Origin of the sequence: Micromonospora sp. NPDC006431, assembly GCF_042870725.1 — a bacterium.
In the GTDB taxonomy this organism is placed as follows: domain Bacteria; phylum Actinomycetota; class Actinomycetes; order Mycobacteriales; family Micromonosporaceae; genus Micromonospora.
Genome location: NZ_JBIAHQ010000010.1, coordinates 31338 through 49367, shown reverse-complemented (window position 1 = coordinate 49367; position 18030 = coordinate 31338). Strand labels below are relative to the sequence as shown.

At 71.7% G+C, this 18030-nt stretch carries 7 protein-coding genes; 2 read left to right on the top strand and 5 right to left on the bottom strand.

The genetic code is table 11. The features are described from left to right. Positions 1-44: 44 nt before the first annotated feature. Entirely contained in the window at positions 45-1277 is a 1233-nt protein-coding gene (locus tag ACFYM6_RS18515) for a lectin (RefSeq protein ID WP_387276958.1), read from the bottom strand. Between the two features lie 257 nt (positions 1278-1534). Further along, positions 1535-3496: a M14 family metallopeptidase gene (locus ACFYM6_RS18510; RefSeq protein WP_387276956.1), complete on the bottom strand. Its 1962-nt coding sequence runs from the start codon at positions 3494-3496 to the stop codon at positions 1535-1537. A gap of 223 nt (positions 3497-3719) precedes the next feature. Between ACFYM6_RS18510 and ACFYM6_RS18505 the strand changes: the two genes are divergently transcribed. Further along, positions 3720-13382 carry a hypothetical protein gene (locus ACFYM6_RS18505; protein ID WP_387276954.1) on the top strand — a complete coding sequence of 3221 codons (9663 nt, stop codon included), beginning with the start codon at positions 3720-3722 and terminating at the stop codon, positions 13380-13382. 223 nt (positions 13383-13605) lie between these two features. Here the strand turns inward: ACFYM6_RS18505 and smpB are convergent, their stop codons facing one another. From smpB to ACFYM6_RS18490, 3 genes are all read right to left on the bottom strand, one after another. Then, positions 13606-14091 (bottom strand): SsrA-binding protein SmpB, encoded by a 486-nt coding sequence (gene smpB / locus ACFYM6_RS18500; protein ID WP_387276951.1) that lies wholly within the window; start codon positions 14089-14091, stop codon positions 13606-13608. Between the two features lie 94 nt (positions 14092-14185). Continuing rightward, the gene (locus tag ACFYM6_RS18495; RefSeq protein ID WP_387276949.1) at positions 14186-14863 is read right to left on the bottom strand and encodes a response regulator; all 678 of its coding nucleotides are present in this window, start codon (positions 14861-14863) and stop codon (positions 14186-14188) included. Next, positions 14860-16017, bottom strand: coding sequence for a sensor histidine kinase (locus ACFYM6_RS18490; RefSeq protein ID WP_387276947.1), 1158 nt, complete (start codon positions 16015-16017; stop codon positions 14860-14862). Before ACFYM6_RS18490 ends, ACFYM6_RS18495 begins: the two co-directional genes overlap by 4 nt. 241 nt (positions 16018-16258) lie before the next feature. Between ACFYM6_RS18490 and ACFYM6_RS18485 the strand changes: the two genes are divergently transcribed. Beyond that, a complete protein-coding gene (locus tag ACFYM6_RS18485) occupies positions 16259-17872 on the top strand; it encodes a multicopper oxidase family protein (RefSeq protein WP_387276945.1) in 1614 nt (537 codons plus the stop codon). The last annotated feature ends 158 nt before the right edge of the window (positions 17873-18030 follow it).

The following is an 18030-nucleotide window of genomic DNA, read 5'->3' as shown; positions in this document are numbered from 1 at the left end:
CCGCTCAGGCGGAGGTCACCGGGCCACGCCCGGTCCGGCTCCGTTCAGCGTCGCCACTTCTGGTTGGCTCCACCCGTACAGGCCCAGATCTGCAGCGGAGTGCCGTCGGCGGAGCTGACCCCGGTGGCGTCCAGGCACTTGTTCGACTGGGGGTTGACGATGTCCCCGGCGGAGCTGAACTTCCACCGCTGCGCGCCGGTGCCGTTGCAGTCGTAGAGCTGCACCCGGGCGCCGTTGGCGGTCGACCCGCCGGCGACGTCGAGGCACTTGCCCAGGGCGCGTACCGAGCCGTCGGCGTTCCAGGTCCAGCGCTGGGCGGCGGTGCCGTTGCAGGTCCAGAGCTGGACGGCGGTGCCGTTGGCGGGGTTCGCGCCGGCGACGTCCACGCACTTGTTGCCGTAGCCGATGATCGGGCCGCCGGTGCCGCCGCCGCTGTCCCAGGCCTGGACCCGGACGTAGTCGACGACCATCGTCTGCGGGAAGACGGTGCTGCCGTCCGGGTAGCCGGGCCAGTTGCCGCCGACCGCCACGTTCATGATCATGAAGAACGGGTGGTCGAAGACCCACCGGTTGCCGCCCGCGTCCGCCGGGGTCTTCCGGGAGTACGCCACGCCGTCGAGGTACCAGGTGATGGAGTCGGGTGCCCAGTCGACGGTGTAGGTGTGGAAGGCGTCGGCGAGGGCCTGGCCGCCGGGCAGCGAGGTCTGGCCGGTCAGCGCGTTGCCGCCGGAGTAGCCCGGCCCGTGCAGGCTGCCGTGCACGGTGGACGGCTCGCGCCCGATGTTCTCCATGATGTCGATCTCGCCGTTGTTGGGCCATGGGTTGGTGGCGATGTCGTTGCCCAGCATCCAGAACGCGGGCCAGATCCCCTGCCCCCGGGGGATCTTGATCCGCGCCTCGAACCGGCCGTACGTCTGGGTGAACGTGGCGGCGGTGAGCAGCCGGGCCGAGGTGTACTGGCAACTGCCGTACCAGCACGAGTAGCCGGCCGGATTCTCCCGGCGGGCGGTGATCACCAGGTTCCCGTTGCCGTCGAGGGCGGCGTTGCGGGTGCTCGAGGTGTAGTACTGCAGCTCGCTGTTGCCCCAGCCGCCGCCGCCGATGTCGTAGCGCCACTTGCTGGCGTCCGGCGGCGCGCCGGCCGCCCCGTTGAACTCGTCGGACCAGGTGATCGCGCCGGGTGCCGCCGCGGCGGGTGCGCTCGTGGTCGCCGTGAGGGCGACGGTGAGGCCCACGACGGCGAGGGCGACGGTGGCGATGGTGCGGATGCTGCGCACGGATGCCTCCCCTCGGTCGGTCAGCTGTGGCCGAGTCGGCCGGCCGAACAGTTAACAAACCTACAAATAGACATCTTTAAACCTATGAATAGAGCGGGAGGGGTGTCAAGGGAGCGCTCCCCTCATGGCGGTTCCGGAACCTGTCCGACATATTGACGCCAGACGAAGCGATTAGGAAGGATCCCGCTCCGGGACACGCGCGGTGTCAGCGTCGGTGACGCCGACCACCGGCCTCGTTCGGCCCGTGGCCGCCCGGGTCAGAGCGCGAGCCGCCAACCGGTGAGGGTGCCGGTGTCGGTGACCGCGGCGTCGTACACCTTCAGCTGCCAGGTGCCGTTGGCGACCTCGCCGGACAGATCGACCGGGAAGGTCTGGTCGATGTTGTCCGCGCTCCCGCCCACCCGGTCCCGGAGCACGTACTCGCTGCCGTCCGGCGCGATCAGGGTCAGCGTCAGGTCACCGACGTACGGGTGGGTCACGTGCACCTCGACGCTGCTGGCCGCGCCGGCGTTGCCGGGGCAGGTGCCGATCGTGATCGGGCTCTGCACCGGGGTCAGGTCGGGGATCGCCACGTCCGTGTCGTTGCTGCCCGTGCAGCCGGCCCGCCCGTCGACCCCGAGACCGTAGGAGGTCGACCGGGTGACGCCGGTGCCGGTGCCGGTGACGGTCACCGCGTAGCTCGCCGGCAGGGCGCCGGCCGGCACGGTGACGGTCATGGTCGCCGAGCCGCCGGAGGTCACCGTGGGCGGGAGGAAGACCGCGCTCGCCCCCGCCGGCAGGCCGCTGGCGCTCAGCGTGACCTGCTGCGGGTTGCCGGCCGTGGTCGTGGTGGTGACCGTGGTGGTGACCGAGCCGCCCGAGCTCACCGTGTCGCTGGCCGGGCTGGTGCTCATGGCGAAGTCGTCGGCCGCCGCGCAGTAGGTCGCCGCCTTGCCGATCGCCCGGTACGGGCAGTCGGCGTACTCGCCGAACATCAGGACCGCCTCGCGGTTGCGCGCGGTCGCGGCCGCGATGTCCGAGGCGGGCGGGTAGAAGCCGGGGTCCGGGTCGACCGGGTACAGCTCGAAGGTGTACGTGAAGATCCGCTCCTGGCCCCACAGCCAGTCGTCGACCGACCCGTCGGTGATGTAGAGGTCGCTCGCCTGCTCCGGCGTGTATCCGTTCGTGGCCGCCATCTGCTGGCCGATGGCCTGGTACGTCGCGTACTCGTCGGCGCTCATCCCGCTCACCACGGTGGACTTGGTGTAGCCGAAGGGCCACAGCACCAGCTCACCGTATGAGTGGAAGTCGATCGCGGCTTTGATCCGCTGCTTGCCGGTGCCCGGGTCGCGCCGGCTCACCACGAAGTCGCGGACGGCAGCGGTCTCGGGGGCGGAGAAGGCCGACTTGCCGCGGTAGGTGGGCGAGGACGGTGACGTCGAGGAGCCGCCGCAGCAGCCCCACTTGTAGCCCCAGTTGCGGTTCAGGTCGGTGCCGATGGCGCTGCTGCCGGTGTTGGGCTGCCGGTTCTTGCGCCAGTCCCGGTACACGCCGGTGGCGATGTCGTACTCGGCGCCGTCCGGATTGACCATCGGCACGATCCAGAACACCCGCCCGTCGACCAGTCGGGTGATCCGCGGGTCGGCGCCGTACTGGCCGGTGAGCAGGTCGGCGAGGTAGAGCGCCTGCTCGACGGTGAGGTGCTCGCGGGCGTGCTGGTTGGCGGTGAAGAGCACCTCCGGCTCGGCCTCGTCGGCGCCGACGTTGTCGGAGATCTTCAGCGCCACGATGTCCCGGCCCTCATAGGACTTCCCGATCACCCGCCGGCTGGCGATCGTCGGGTGGGCGGCGACGATCGCGTCCACCGCGGCCAGCGTCTCCGCATGGTCGTGGTACGCGGCGTCCGGGGCGGGGAAGGCCATCGCCGAGGCGCCCGACGTGGACACCGCCACCGTACGCAGGCCGAGGCGCTGGATGGCGCGCACCTCGGCGGGGGTGGCCGTGACGGTCAGTTCGCCGTGCTCGATTTGCTCGATCGCGGCGCCGGTGCGGGCGACCGCGTCCACGTCGGCCTTCGACTTGAGATGGGTGACCCGGTACGGCGCGGCTTGGTCCCGGTCGGCGTGGGCACCGGCACCCACGCCCGGCCCCACGGGTGCTCCGGCCGCGGGCGCCGCCGTGGCCAGCAGCGCGACGCCGGCGAGCAGGGTGGTGCGCAGGGCACTGGTCCGTAGCGGCACGGGGCCTCCCGACGGGCTGGTGGGCGGGGCTTGGCGCGGTGCGGCGGGCACGATCCGACCCGCGAGCACAGTCTCTTCGGGCCGGCCGTATCGACGGTCTCGACCGAATGGCTCGACGCTGTGTCACCATCCCGACACAGCCGTTGTGAGCAACTTCCGCGATCGATGTGCTGTCGCCGACCAGCGCCGTCGGTGACGGCCATCGACCAGGACGAGGTGGCTCATGGTGGCTCTACGGCGGCTGCTGGCCGCGGCGATCGCGGCGGTGCTGACGGCCGCGCTGGCACTGGTGTGGACGGCTGCGCCGGCCCACGCCGACGAGGCGTGGGAGACCGCGTTCAAGTCCCTGATGTCCCGCACCGCCATCTGGGCCGACGGTGGACTCTCCCAGGTCGGGCTGCTCGGCCAGCCGCTGCCCCTGCTCGGGGTCAGCCCCGGCGCGCTGGTCGACGCGGACAAGCTCGCCAAGACGGCGTCCGACGCTCTGGCCAGCGGCCTGACCAAGGACGACGTGGACCTGGGCGGCGGGACCCGGCTCACCAGCTCGGTGACCACCAGCGGCGGCGACCACCTGCTCGACGTGCTGCTGACCACGAAGCGCGAGGTGGCCGACAAGGAACTGACCGTCAACGGGGTCACCCTCGCCAAGGCGGTCAGCGTCACCGGCTGGGCCACCCTGCATGTGCGGGCCCGGCACACCGCCGCCGGGGAGACCTACCTGGTGCGCGACGGCGACACCCCGCGGATCGACATCGATGCGGCGGCGCGGCTGCGCGCCGACCTCGACAAGGCCACCGCCTCGGTCGGCATCCTCGGCGTCACGCTCACCGCCGGCAGCACCCTCACCGCCCGCACCCACCTCAAGGTCACCGTCACCGATCCCAACGGCGACGGCCGGCTGGCCTTCGACACGCCCGCCGGGCCCGGCACGGGTGAACTCGGCGCGGCCGGCTCCCTGGCCGGCCTCGCGCAGGTGGCGCTGGACGGCTCCGGGGGCGGCCGGATCTCCGACACCGAGACCGAGTCCGGCCCGGGCTCCGTGCACGGCGTGATCAAGCTCGGCGCGGCCACCGCCGGGGCGCCCTTCGCCCTGCCCGCGGTGGCGGCAACGGTGAACGTGGACTGGAACGACATCTCGGTCGGCAGCCCGACGGTGACCACCACCGGACTGGATGAGACCATCGCCAAGTTCCGCAACATGAGCCCGCTCGACCTCGCCTCCGGCCTCGCCCAGCTCGCCACCCTGCTCACCGGGGTGCAGCAGAGCGGGCCGGCGGGCAACCTCAACCTGCCGTTCCTGCGCGGCACCTTCGCCGACGCGGTCAAGGTCAACGAGAAGCTCACCGACTTCCTCAAGAAGTACGTCCACCCGCGGCCGGACGACCCGCAGTTCGATCCCGCCACGGACGACCCGGCCCTGGCCGGGCAGCCGAAGTTCAGCTCCCTCCAGGAACTGCTCGCGCTGCTCGCCGCCGAGGGACTGCCCGTGGACAACCTCTCCTTCGCCGGCGACAAGCTGGTGTTCCGGGTCAAGCTGGAGCGGGAGTCCACCGTGGAGGTGCCGCTCGACCCGGGTGCGGCCTCGCTCTCCGGCCGCGGCGCCACGTACACCGCGAACGGCTTCAGCGTCAGCGGCAACCGCTTCACGCCCGGTGAGCTGGTCGGGCAGCGGGTGGTGGCCGGCACCTCCGCCGGCACCATCTCGGCCAACACCGCCAACTCCGTAACCCTGGCGCAGAACTGGATCGGCGGCCAACCGGCCAACGACAGCGTCTGGGTGATCAGCGGATCCAGCCCGAACATCGGCGCAGTCGAGCTGGCCGGCACGCTCACCGACCCGGTCGACGACGACAAGAAGGTCGGCCTGCGGGCGGCGAACGCCCAGGCCAGCTTCGCGAAGGTGAAGCCGCGCTACAGCGCCGCCCTCACCCTCGTCCTCGACCTGCGCGACGACCTGGGCAGCCCGGCGGCCAACGCGGACCGGGTGCTGCTGCGTACCGACCCGGCGGTGCCGCTGTTCAGCGCGGACTTCCCGATCACCACCGGCGTCGACTTCTACGCCACCGCGGGCTTCCTCAAGGTCAAGCTCGGCGGCGACCTCTCCGTCGGACCGGCCGCCACCGGCCAGCGGATGCTGGAGGTGAAGTTCAAGCAGGCCCAGGACATCAGCCTGGGCACGTTCTTCCACCGGCTGCAGTCCGAGCCGGCCACGCTGCTCTCCGCGTCCGCGTCGGTGAAGACCACCGGCCGGGTCAAGGTCAGCGTTCCGGGCGACACCGGTGCCCTCGGGCAGGGCATCGGGGTGGACGTGAGCTGGAAGGCCGGGGAGCAGCCGGTGGTGAACACCTCCGGACTGACCGGGCTCTTCGCCGTGGACTTCGACCCGAACGATCCCAAGGCGCTGTTCGCGGTCGTCGTCGAGGCGCTCCGGCTGGTCAACGCCGCGCTCTCCCAGGCGGACGCCGGCAGCGGACCGCTGGACAAGAAGATCCCGCTGCTCGGCCGCTCCGCCCGGCAACTGCTCGGCGCCGACGAGAGCGGCGTCGGCAAGGATGTCACCTTCGCCGCCGACGGCGCGAACTTCCTGCTCAAGGACGGCAGCCGCAAGGACGACGCCGGTTTCGACGCCCGGCTCGAGGGGCGGACCGTGGTGATCGGCAGCCAGGCGTACCGGGTGCTGAAGCAGGTGGACGCGCAGACGCTGCGGATCGACGCGGCGGGCACCCCGAAGCCGGCGGACGGCACCGCCTACGCGCTGCGGCCGGAACTCGCCGACGCGCTGGACCGGCTCCTCGCCGCGCCCCCGGACAACCTCCAGGACGCCCTCGACGTGCTCAACAACGCCATCGGCGCGGGCAGCGGGGTCAGCTTCACCGTGGATCAGCGCGAGGGCGGCCCGTTCCTGCGGATCGGGCTGGACTGGAAGCGGAACTTCCACACCGGCGGTCCGCTCGCCTTCGGCTGGGGCGGCGGCAAGGACCTGATCAGCCTGGACAGCTCCGGCACCTTCGCCCTCGACGTCTCGGCGAACGCCAAGCTCGGGCTGCTGCTGCCGCTGCGCCTGGACGCCGCGCCGATCCTCGACCACACCTCCTCGGCCAGCGTCACCGTCTCGGGCGGGATCACCAAGGGCGCCATCGCCGCCCGGGTCGGCCCGCTCGCCCTCGACCTCGGCACGGATCCCGACTTCGCGACCGTCAAGGCCAACCTCCGCGTCGGGCTCGGCGGGTTGACCGAGGACGGACCGATCAGCGGCCTGCTCGGGCTGACCCCGCAGTTCAGCACCGCGGGCGTCGACTGCGGCGATGGGGTCGGCGGCGCCAACGTGCCGATCTGCGCCCGCGCCCCGCTCTTCGTCAACAACTGCGAGCCGGCCGACGCCACCAACCTGCTCACCTTCACCATGGGCCTGGACCTCACGCCCACGGCGAACACCCCGAACCTGGACTCCTGCTTCGCCAACCTGACCATGAAGCTCACCGACTTCAACGTCGGCATCGACGGCTACCTGGCGAAGGTGGAGGAGGCGCTCCGGCTGGCCAGCTTCGACGGCAAGCTGCCCCTGGTCGGCGACGACCTGCAGCAGGGCCAGCGGTTCGTGGCGCAACTCCGCGAGCAGATCAAGGCGGCGATCGGCCCGGTGCTGGCCGACGCCACGCTGGACAGCGCCGGCCTGAACGCCGCGCTCAAGGAGGCGCTCAAGCCGGTCGACGAGAACGTCACCGCCGAGGTCAGCTGCCGTACCGGGGTGGCCACCCCCTGCCAGCCGGAAGACTTCCAGGCGGTCCGGATCAAGCTCATCTCGGCCAAGGGCGACCCGTCCGCCAGCGGCGGCTGCCAGACCGGCTGCGCCGAGGCCAACGTGCCGCTCGACCTGGGCATCCCCGGCCTGTCGCTGAAGGCGAAGAAGGGCGCCGCCGACGGCATCAAGGCCAAGCTGGGCTGGAAGCTGCACCTGGACCTGGTCCTCGACCGGGACGAGGGCTTCTACATCCCCACCCACGACGGGGACACGACGCCCGAGGTGCAGATCGGCGGCAGCTTCGACACCACCGGCGATCTGGCCGCGCAACTCGCGTTCATCCAGGTCAACGCCACCAAGCAGGGCGCCGACCCGCTGGTGCGGGCGTACTTCGGCATCGACCTCAAGGGCTCGCCGGCGGAGAAGAGCTGCTTCGACCCGACGGTCACCGCGGACTGCACGGCGGACCCGGACGCCAAGCTGACCCTTGCCGAGTTCGGTGACCTGGGCTCGCTGCTCGCCACCGACCTCACCGCCAAGGTCGACATCGACTGGAAGCTGGCGGCGGTGGTGAACACCGGCGACGAGGTCGGCTCCGCCCTGCCCGGCATCAGCGCCCGCTTCGGCCTGAAGTGGGGCCTGGAGCACAAGCAGGGCTCGCTCACCGCCACCGGCGACGGCGTCACCACGCCGCTGAAGGTGACCTTCACCGACATCGCGCTGGACGCGGGTGCCTTCTTCGACAAGATCCTCAAGCCGGTGGTGGCGAAGCTCAAGGCGGTCACCGGCCCGCTCCAGCCGGTCATCGACACCCTCTACGCGCCCATCCCGGTGCTGTCGGACCTGTCGAAGGCCACCGGCGGACCGGACATCACCCTGGTCTGGCTCGCCAAGACGTTCAGCACCCTCAACGGCGGCCCGAAGCTGGACTTCGTGGACACCGTGCGGGCGGTGATCACCTTCGTGAACCGGATACCGGACTGCGATTCCGGCTGTTCCATTCCGCTCGGCCAGTTCCTGGTCGACCCGGCGAAGGCGCTCACCACCGAGGTGTCGCCCGCCTCCGCGGAGAGCCTGATCAAGCGGGACGACCCGTTCACGCAGGCGAAGTCCGCCAGCGAGGTGAAGGCGAAGATCGACGACGCCGCCGGCGACGACGGGGAGAAGCTGTTCACCCCGAAGAACCCGGGGGAGAAGTCCAACGCGGAGAAGACCGGCTTCAGCTTCCCGATCTTCGACAACCCCGGCTCGCTGTTCGGGCTGCTGCTCGGCCAGGACGTCGAGCTGGTCAGCTTCGACTCCGGTCCGCTGGCGCTCGGCTTCAGCTGGCGGCAGTCCTTCGGCCCGGTCTACGCCCCGCCGCCGGTGCTGGTCACCCTCTCCGGCAGCGCCTCGGTCACCGCCCGGTTCATCGCCGGACTGGACACCGCCGGCATCCGGCACGCCGTCGAGGCGGCGACCGACGGCACGAAGCTCGACGCGGTCAGCCTGCTCGACGGGCTGTACTTCAAGACCGCCGACAGCACCGGCAAGCCGGTCCCGGTGGTCACCCTGCGCGGCGAGATCGGCGCCGGTGCCGAGGTCAGCGTGCTGATCGTCAAGGTCGGCATCCAGGGCGGCATCCGACTCACGGTCGGCTTCAGCTGGAACGACCCGAACAACGACGGCAAGTTCCGCACCAGCGAGTTCCTGCAGGCGCTGCTGGTGAATCCGATCTGCCTGTTCACCACGAGCGGGCAGCTCTCGGTCTTCCTCAAGGTCTACGTCACCATCGACCTGTTCCTGTTCTCCAAGACCTTCGACTTCACCCTGGTCGACGCGACCCTGCTCGACTTCCGGGCGCAACCCGACTGCTCCCCGCCGCCACCGGAACTCGGCGGCACCGTCGGGGACACCCTGGTGGTCTTCGCCGGCAAGTTCGGCACGAAGGACCAGCGCGGCCACAAGGCCTGGGACAACACCGCCGACACCTACGCCGGTGACGTGGTCAAGGTGTACGCGCTGCACTACGCCGACGCCGGCACCGAGGGCGCCAGCGACGACTTCGACGGCTTCGCGGTCGAGGCGCTCGGCCGCAAGCAGGAGTTCCTCGACCCGTCCCTGACCCGGGTGGTGGTCGACGGGCGCGGCTACCAGGCCGGCTCCGACAAGGTCTCTCTCTCGGTGCTGCTGCTCGGCGACGGCGACACCAGCGGCGACGGCACGAAGACCTCGTCCTTCGACAAGACCGCCGTGGTGCTCGGCTCCGACGGAAAGGACCAGATCCGCACCGGCACCGGACCGGCGTACGTGGACGGGCGCGGCGGCGACGACGTGATCGTCACCGCCGAGGCGCCCGGCGCGGTCAGCCGGATCGCCGGCGGACCCGGAAAGGACTCCATCACCACCGGCGACGGCAACGACGTGGTGGCCGGCGACAGCGGCCTCGGCGGCACCGACCGGGCCGCCACCACGGTGCACACCTCCGTCGGCGACAAGACCCTCACCGGGCTGATCGACTGGACGACCCTGACCGACCCCACCGCCGCGAGCGGCGGCGAGGACGACCACGTCACCGTCGGGCACGGCGCCAGCCGGGTCTACGGCAACGGCGGCGACGACGTGCTCGGCGTGGTGGTCGACGGCCGGCCCAACGGCAAGAACACCTTGGTCGGCGGCCCGGGCGGCGACACGATCAACGGTGGCCGGGGCGACGACACCATCCACACGTACGACACCACGATTCCCGCCGACGTCGACCAGGCCGGCAGCGGCGACATCGGCCTGACCAACCAGGTGGACACCGGCGCCGGCCAGGACACCGTGTACGGCAGCGCCGGCGTCGACCTGGTCGTCTCCCACTCCGCCAACGGCCAGACCGGCCGCGTCTACGGCTACGGCGGCGACGACGTGCTGGTCGGCGGCTACGGCACCGACGAGCTGTTCGGCGGCCCCGGCCAGGACTACCTGATCGCCGAGCCGTCGCAGGTGGGTGAGCCGGGTGCCACCGACGGGTACGGCCCATTCCGCCAGGTCACCCACCAGCCGCTACCGGCCGGCACCCAGCCGCAGAACAAGCTGCTCGTCGGCGGTCTCGGCAGCGACCACCTGATCGGCGGCGACGGCGGGGCGACGATCTTCGGTGACCGGCACCTGCCCGCCGAGACGTGCGTCGACGCCTCCCTCGCCGACGCGCAGCCCGCTCCCGCCGACCAGGGCGCGGCCGACCTGATCCTCGGCGGCGCCGGAGTGGAGGTGGTCTCCGCCGGCAGCGGCGACGACCGAGCCGACCTCGGCGGCGGCGACGACCGCGCCTGCGGCCAGCTCGGCGACGACACCCTGCACCTGGGCGGCGGCAACGACCGGGCCTGGGGCGGCGCCGGCGTCGACCAGCTGCACGGCGACGACGGTGACGACCTGCTCTTCGGCAACGCCGGCGACGACGGCCTCTACGGCGACGCCGGGCAGGACACCGCCGAGGGCAACGAGGGCGGCGACCAGGTCTTCGGTGGCCCGGACGCCGACGTCCTCTACGGTGGTTCGCGCGTCGCCGGCGCGAGCGACGGCCGGGACCTCCTCTACGGCGAGGAGGGCGCCGACCGGATCGTCGGCGACAACGGCACCCCGCGGATCGGGGACGTCGGACCGTACCCGCTGGACCTGGCCGGTGACGTGGCCGGGGCCGGCGCCGGGGACGTGATCTCCGGCGGCGGGGACGACGACGTGGCGTACGGCGGGCTCGGCGGCGACCGGATCAACGGCGACGCCGGGGACGACCAGCTCGAGGGCAACAACGGCGCCGACCTGATCCACGGTGACCTCGGCCGGGACGAGATCGTCGGTGGCTCCTCGCAGGAGCCGACCGCCGGCACCGGCCGGCCGGACAGCGGCGACGAGCTGTACGGCGACGCGGACGCCGACCTGATCGCGGGGGACAACGCCCGGTTCACGCCGGCCGGCGCCGACGCGACCCGGGTCACCCAGGGCCGGTCCGGCCCGGCGCGCAAGGTCACCCTGCTCGACCTCGGGTTCACCCCGGCGGCCGGCACCAGCGGCGGCGACCTGATCTCCGGTGGGGACGCCGACGACGTGATCTTCGGCCAGGGCGGACCGGACCGGGTGCACGCCGACGCCGGGAACGACTACGCCGAGGGCGGCCCGGGCTCCGACTGGGTCGAGGGCAACGCCGGCGACGACGACCTGGTCGGCGGCTCCAGCACCGCGTACGACGGATCCGGGGCGGCCACCACGGGCCAGCCGGACACCGCGGACGCCGTCTTCGGCGGACCCGGTTCCGACGCGATCATCGGCGACAACGGCGCGGTGCTGCGCCCGCTGCCAGGTGAGCAGCCGACCGCGGTGACCGTGCGGCTCGGCGCCGACGGCAACCCGTTCGGGCCGCGGATCGTGGTGCTGCTGGACCGGGCGGCGGCCACCGCCAACCGGTACGGTGACGACCGGCTCAGCGGCGGCGACGGCGTGGACGCCCTCTGGGGCCAGGACGGCGACGACGCGCTCACCGGTGACGGCGACGGCGACTACCTGGAGGGCAACGGCGGCGCGGACAACCTCCGCGGTGACAGCGCCCTCGGCGGGGCGGGCCGCCAGGCGGTCACCCCGCTGGCCGACCCGGGCTGGCCGGGCGAACCGTCGCCGCCGGCCGAGCTGGTCGGCGCCGGCGCCCCGGCCGGGCAGGACGACCTGATCGGCGGCAGCGCGGCCGCGGGCTTCCGGGACACCGGGGACGTGGTCGAGGGCAACGGCGCCGACGACGTCATCCTCGGCGACAACGGCTCGCTGCTGCGGACCGTGATCACGGTCAATGGGAAGCAGACCGAGCGGGTCTACACCGAGCGGTACCCGTCCGGCGCCGTGCCGGCCGACGCCACGGTGGCCCGTACCCACGACCCGGCGTTGCCGGGCCCGTCCACCCGGTTCTGCACCACCGCCCAGGCCACCTGCGAGCCGGCCGGCGCCTTCGGCAACGACCAGCTCTACGGTGACGCCGGCAACGACGGGATCTGGGGCCAGGACGGCGACGACCTGATCCGGGGCGGCGCCGGCGACGACGACCTCTTCGGTGAGCTCGGCGCCGACACCCTGTACGGCGACGACGGCCGGGACGCCATCCTCGGCGACCGGGGCGGCGTGGTGAACCAGTACCTCAACGCCGACGACGTGGCGGCGCTGGGCTTCACCGTCACCCTGTCGTCGGTGCCGCAGGAGACGTTCACCGGGTTCCGGGCCGGGGACTATGACCGGCGGGTGGACCTGCTGCACGACACCGACGGCGACGCCTGGATCGGCAGTTCCACCTCGGCGCCGATGCCGCACGCCGGGCTGACCGCCGGCGCGGGTGACGTCATCCGCGGCGGGGCCGGGGCGGACAACATCCACGGCGGCTTCGGCGACGACGTCGCCAACGGCGACAGCGGCGGTGACCAGGTGTTCGGTGGGGAGGGCTCGGACGTGCTCTGGGGCGGCAAGGGCTGCGACCCGGTGCTCGACGCGACCAACCCGCAGTGCCTGGTCGGCGGCGTGTTCAGCGCCGCCGCCCGAGGCGACCACGACCAGTACGTGGACCACCTGTTCGGCGGTGCCGGGGCGACCAGCGGTCCGGCGGTGACCGCCGTGCTCAGCTCCGACCTGCTGGACTTCCGCCCGCGCGGCTCCTACCCGGACAACTGCGCGGCCGGGGCCTGGCCGGTCGACCTCACCTCGGGGACAGTCGACCCGTGCCGTTGGTTCGAGGCGACGAACATGGACAACGACGACGTGGCCGACAACCAGCATCACCACGGCACCGACTGGATCTACGGCGGCTGGGACCGGGACGTGCTCCAGGGCGACGTCACCGCCAACGGTCCGAACAACGGCGACCGGCTGTTCGACTGGAACGGCGCCTACAACCTGTTCACCCACTGCAACTCGGCGTACGGCGGGTTCAACGACGTCCGCCAGCACAGCCCGGCGATGCAGGACTTCCTCACCCGGCTGGCCTGGGCCACCGGCGCGGGTCGCAGCGCCTCCGACGTGACCACGGCGGGCACCTCGGCCTTCCTGGAGTTGTCCTACGTCTACCCGAGGGACAACAAGGAACAGGGAGCCGGGGCGGCATTCCCGGGCACCCCGGGGCACTTCGACGAACCGTCCTGCACCGACTGACCGATCACCGGGGCCCGGCTCCCCTGCGGGGGACCCGGGCCCCGGCGCGTCTGCCCCCTGCGGGGCCGCGCAGCCTCGCTCGAGGTCCGGCACAAGTTCCCGGAAAGTGTCCCCTCAGCGGCGCGGGCACACTTTCAGGGAACTTGTGCGGATCTTGGTCGGGTCCACCGGGGCAACGACCGGTTGAGGTGGGTTGGGCAGACCTCGACCGGTGGATTCCGGGTCAGCGGGTGGGGCGGGCGCCCTTGAGGCGGCGGCCCAACTCCCGGGCAATCTCCCGGTTGGCGTCCCGTTCGGCGATGGCCTGCCGCTTGTCGTACGACTTCTTTCCTCGGGCCAGGCCCAGCTCGACCTTGGCCCAGCCGTTGGAGAAGTACATCGACAGGGGCACCAGGGTCACCCCACCCTCGCGCAGCTTCTCCAGGATCCGGCCGATCTCGATCCGGTGCAGCAGCAGTTTGCGGGTGCGCCGCGGCTGGTGGTTGGTCCAGGTGCCGTAGCCGTACTCGGCGATGTGCAGGCCGTACAGCATGATCTCGCCGTCGCGCTCCTGGGCGAACGCGTCGACCAGCGACGCCCGCCCCTCGCGCAGCGACTTCACCTCGGTGCCGGCCAGCACGATCCCGGCCTCGTACGTCTTGAGGATCGTGTAGTCGTGCCGCGCCTTCTTGTTGGAGGCGATGAGCTTCCGCCCGTGCTCCCTGGCCACGCCCCACCCCCGTGCTGTCGGCCCCAGAGCAGGATAAGCGAACGGTCAGCTCGGCATCGCCACGGACGCCGGCTCCCGGGGTCCGGCGCAGCCACTAGCTCGGGCCGTCGGAACCGGGACGGACGAGGCCCGTCTCGTACGCGGCCACGACGAGTTGGGCCCGATCCCGCGCCCCAAGTTTGACCATCGACCGGTTGACGTGGGTCTTGACGGTGGCGGCGCTGAGGAACAGCATGCGGGCGATCTGGAGGTTGGACAGGCCCCGGCCGACCATCGCGAGGACCTCCCGCTCCCGGTCGGTCAGCACGTCCAGCCTCCGCGGATCGGGCCGATGAGGTGGGTACGCCACGAAGGTCTCCACCAGCGACCGGGTTGCTCTGGGCGAGAGCAGGGCCTGTCCGGCGGCAACCGTTCGGATGGCGGCCCGCAGTTCGGTCGGGCTGACGTCCTTGGTGAGGAAGCCGCTCGCCCCTGACCGGAGAGCCTCGAAGACGTTCTCGTCCTGCTCGTACGTGGTCAACACCAGCACTCGGACGCCTGGACCGACGTTCCGGTCGGTGAGGATGCGGCGCGTAGCGCCCAGCCCGTCCAGGACTGGCATCCGGATGTCCATGAGGACGACGTCGGGGCGATGTTCCCGGGCGAGGGCAACTGCCACCTGCCCGTTCTCCGCTTCCCCGACCACCCTGATGTCGCCGTCTTTCTCGCACAGCGTCCGCAGCCCCGTCCGGACCATCTCCTGGTCGTCGGCGAGCACGACCCGGAGAGTCATCGGGTACCGCCCGTCGGCAGGCGGGCCTCGACCAGGAATCCGCGGCTGTCGCCCGAGACGGGGCCGAACGACAAGGTGCCGCCCAGGGCGGCCACGCGTTCCATCATCCCCTGCAGGCCCGAACCTGGAACCTGCCGGTCGGTGGGCGACGGTTGGCCGGCGGCGTGCCCGTCGTCCCGCACCTCGACCCGTACCTCGTCGGTGCCGCGTTCGACGACGACGGCGACCGAGGTGGCTCGAGCATGGCGCAGCACGTTCGTCAGGGACTCCTGAACGATCCGGTAGATCGCCAGCTCGACGGCGGTTCGCAAAGGCACCGGACCGCGCTGGACGCGCAGCGAGGCGGTGAGCCCGTCCGAGCGAACCGCGCCGACGAGATCCGGCAGTTGGGCAAGGCCGGGCGTCGGGACCCGTTCCGGCCACTCCGGCTCGGCGTTTCTGACGCCACGCCGCGACCCGGAGCCGTCGTCCGGCTGGCCGGCGGTGTCCTTTCGGAGGACGGCAATGGTGCTGCGCAGGTCCGCCATCGCGTCCCTGGTGGCCGAGCGCACCATCTCGACCGCCTGCTTCGCGCGTGCGGGGTGGCTGTCGATGCTCTCTGCGGCGACCCCGGCCTGGATGCTGACGACGGCGACCGTGTGTGACAGCACGTCGTGCAGGTCGCGTGCGATGTTCAGTCGCTCGGCCGCGAGGCGTCGCTGATGCTCCTGCTCCGCCATCCGCAGTCGCACCGCCGCCTCGGCACGCAGGGCTCGGCGGCTGCGCAGGCTGTCACCGAGGAGCAGCAGCACCGTCAGCAGGGCGACGTCGAACATGGTCGCCAGTGCGACCTGGCCGACCGGCTCCGCTCCCGCGTCGAGGAGCCGGAACGGCACGCCGATGGCCATCACGCCACTGACCACGGCCACACCCCACCGCAGATGCCCCGCCCAGGCCACCACGAACAACGGGATCCCCAGTGCCAGCGCCGGGGAGAACCCTGGAACGCCGAAGAACAGCGCGGCGTACAGGCTCGCGCAACTTCCGGCGAGCGCAGTCCGTGGCGCGTGCCGCGCGGCGCCAGTCCAGCTCCCGACCAGCGCTACCGCCGCGACCACCGCCAGGTCGACCGGCCGCGCCGGAAAGTCATCCGATTCCGCCGCCGCGGCGACCATGACGGCCGTCACCACCCCGGCGCCGGCCACGTCCGCCGGTAGGCGCCTCCACCAGCCCGCACGCACCGGCCAAGTTTAGGGGCGAACGTCGAACCGGTCACGGCTCTGCGCGTACCGCATCCGCGGTATCTCGAACGATCCCCGCAGCCGACGCCGCGAGCGTCTCAGGCTCCTTACGCTCGCTCGACGAGCCGCCGCACCGGATCTGCCGGTGACCCTGATCCGGGAGGTGATGTCTGGCATGTCTATCCACCCCGTGTCCTCCCCGCCCGCCCCGCGTTGGCGTCGGCGCGGGTTCCTGGCCGTCCTGCTAGCCATCCCCGCCGGTGCGGCCGGTGTCACCTCCGGTGTCCTGGGTCTGTTGTGGGCCAACGCCGTCATCGACACCGCCGGCCGGACGGATTTCGTCCGCCCGCTCGCCATCCCCCCGCTGGCCACTAGCCGTGTCGAGAACGGACGCCGCGTGTTCGACCTGCGGGCCATCGAGGGCACCCGCGACTTCGGTCTCGGCGACCGGCAGACCGCAACTTGGGGGTTCAACGGCTCCTACCTCGGTCCGACGCTACGAGCCAAGCGAGGCGAGCAGATCCAGATCAACGTCAGCAACGAACTCGGCGAGAAAACGACGGTGCACTGGCACGGCCACCACCTGCCCGCGGCGATGGACGGCAACCCGCACCAACTGGTCGAACCCGGCGAGACCTGGAGCCCCGCCTGGCAGATCGACCAACCGGCCGCCACCACCTGGTACCACCCACACTTGCACGGCTCAACCGCCGCCCACGTCTATCGTGGGCTGGCCGGCATGTTCATCCTCGACGACGCCGACAGCGCCACCCTCGGCCTGCCGTTCACGTACGGCGTGGACGACATCCCGCTCATCGTGCAGGACAAGTCCTTCGACACCGACGGCCAACTCCACGACGGGGACCCGACGTTCAGCCCGGTCGGCTTTCTCGGCGACACCATCGTCACCAACGGCACGACCAACGCCTACCACGACGTCACCACGGAACTGGTGCGCCTGCGCATCCTCAACGGCTCCAACGCCCGCCTCTACGACTTCGGCATGCACGACGACCGCGGCTTCTCCCTCATCGGCACCGACGGCGGCCTGTTGCCCGCCCCCTACCGCACCAACCGGGTGCGCCTCTCGCCTGGCGAGCGGGCCGAGATCGTCGTGCGCCTGCGGGCGGGCGAGGACGCCGTGCTGCGTAGCTACCCACCGGACCTGGGCACCGACTTCTGGAACGAGCGGTTCGCGGGCGGCGACGACACCTTCGACATCCTGCAACTACGGGCCGCCGACAGCCTCGCCTCCTCACCGGCGTTGCCGGAACGCCTCGCCGACCCGCCCGACCTCGACGCCGCCGACGCCAAGAAGACCCGCACGTTCCGGCTGGGCGGCTCCAACATCAACGGCAAGAAGATGGACATGAGCCGGATCGACGAGGCCGTCGAGGTGGACACCGCCGAGATATGGGAGGTCACCAACCCCGGCAACACCCCGCACAACTTCCACGTGCACGACGTCCAGTTCACCGTCCTCGACATCGACGGCCGCCGCCCGGCACCCGAACTGTCGGGTTGGAAGGACACGATCTACGTGGAACCCGGCACCACGGCCCGGCTGATCCTCCGCTTCTCCGACTACACCGACCCCGACATCCCGTACATGTTCCACTGCCACGTCCTGCGGCACGAGGACCGCGGCATGATGGGCCAGTTCCTCGTCCTGCGGAAAGGCCAGGGCCCCGGCCGGCCACCGGCGGCAGAGCATGATCACCAAGGATCCGGCGGTGGGCTGCTGCCCGACAGGCCGCCGGCGGGTGCCGGCATCAGGGTTCGACGGTAGCCACTGCCGTCCTCGGCGGCTGATCGACTCCAGGTCGCGGGGGGGGGGGGGGGCGGGGGGGGGGGGGGGGGGGGGCCGGGGGGGGGGGGGGGGGGGGCAAGGGCGGGACGGCCGGGACGGGGGCGGGCCGGGGTTTCGGGGGGGCCGGCCTCGGTCGT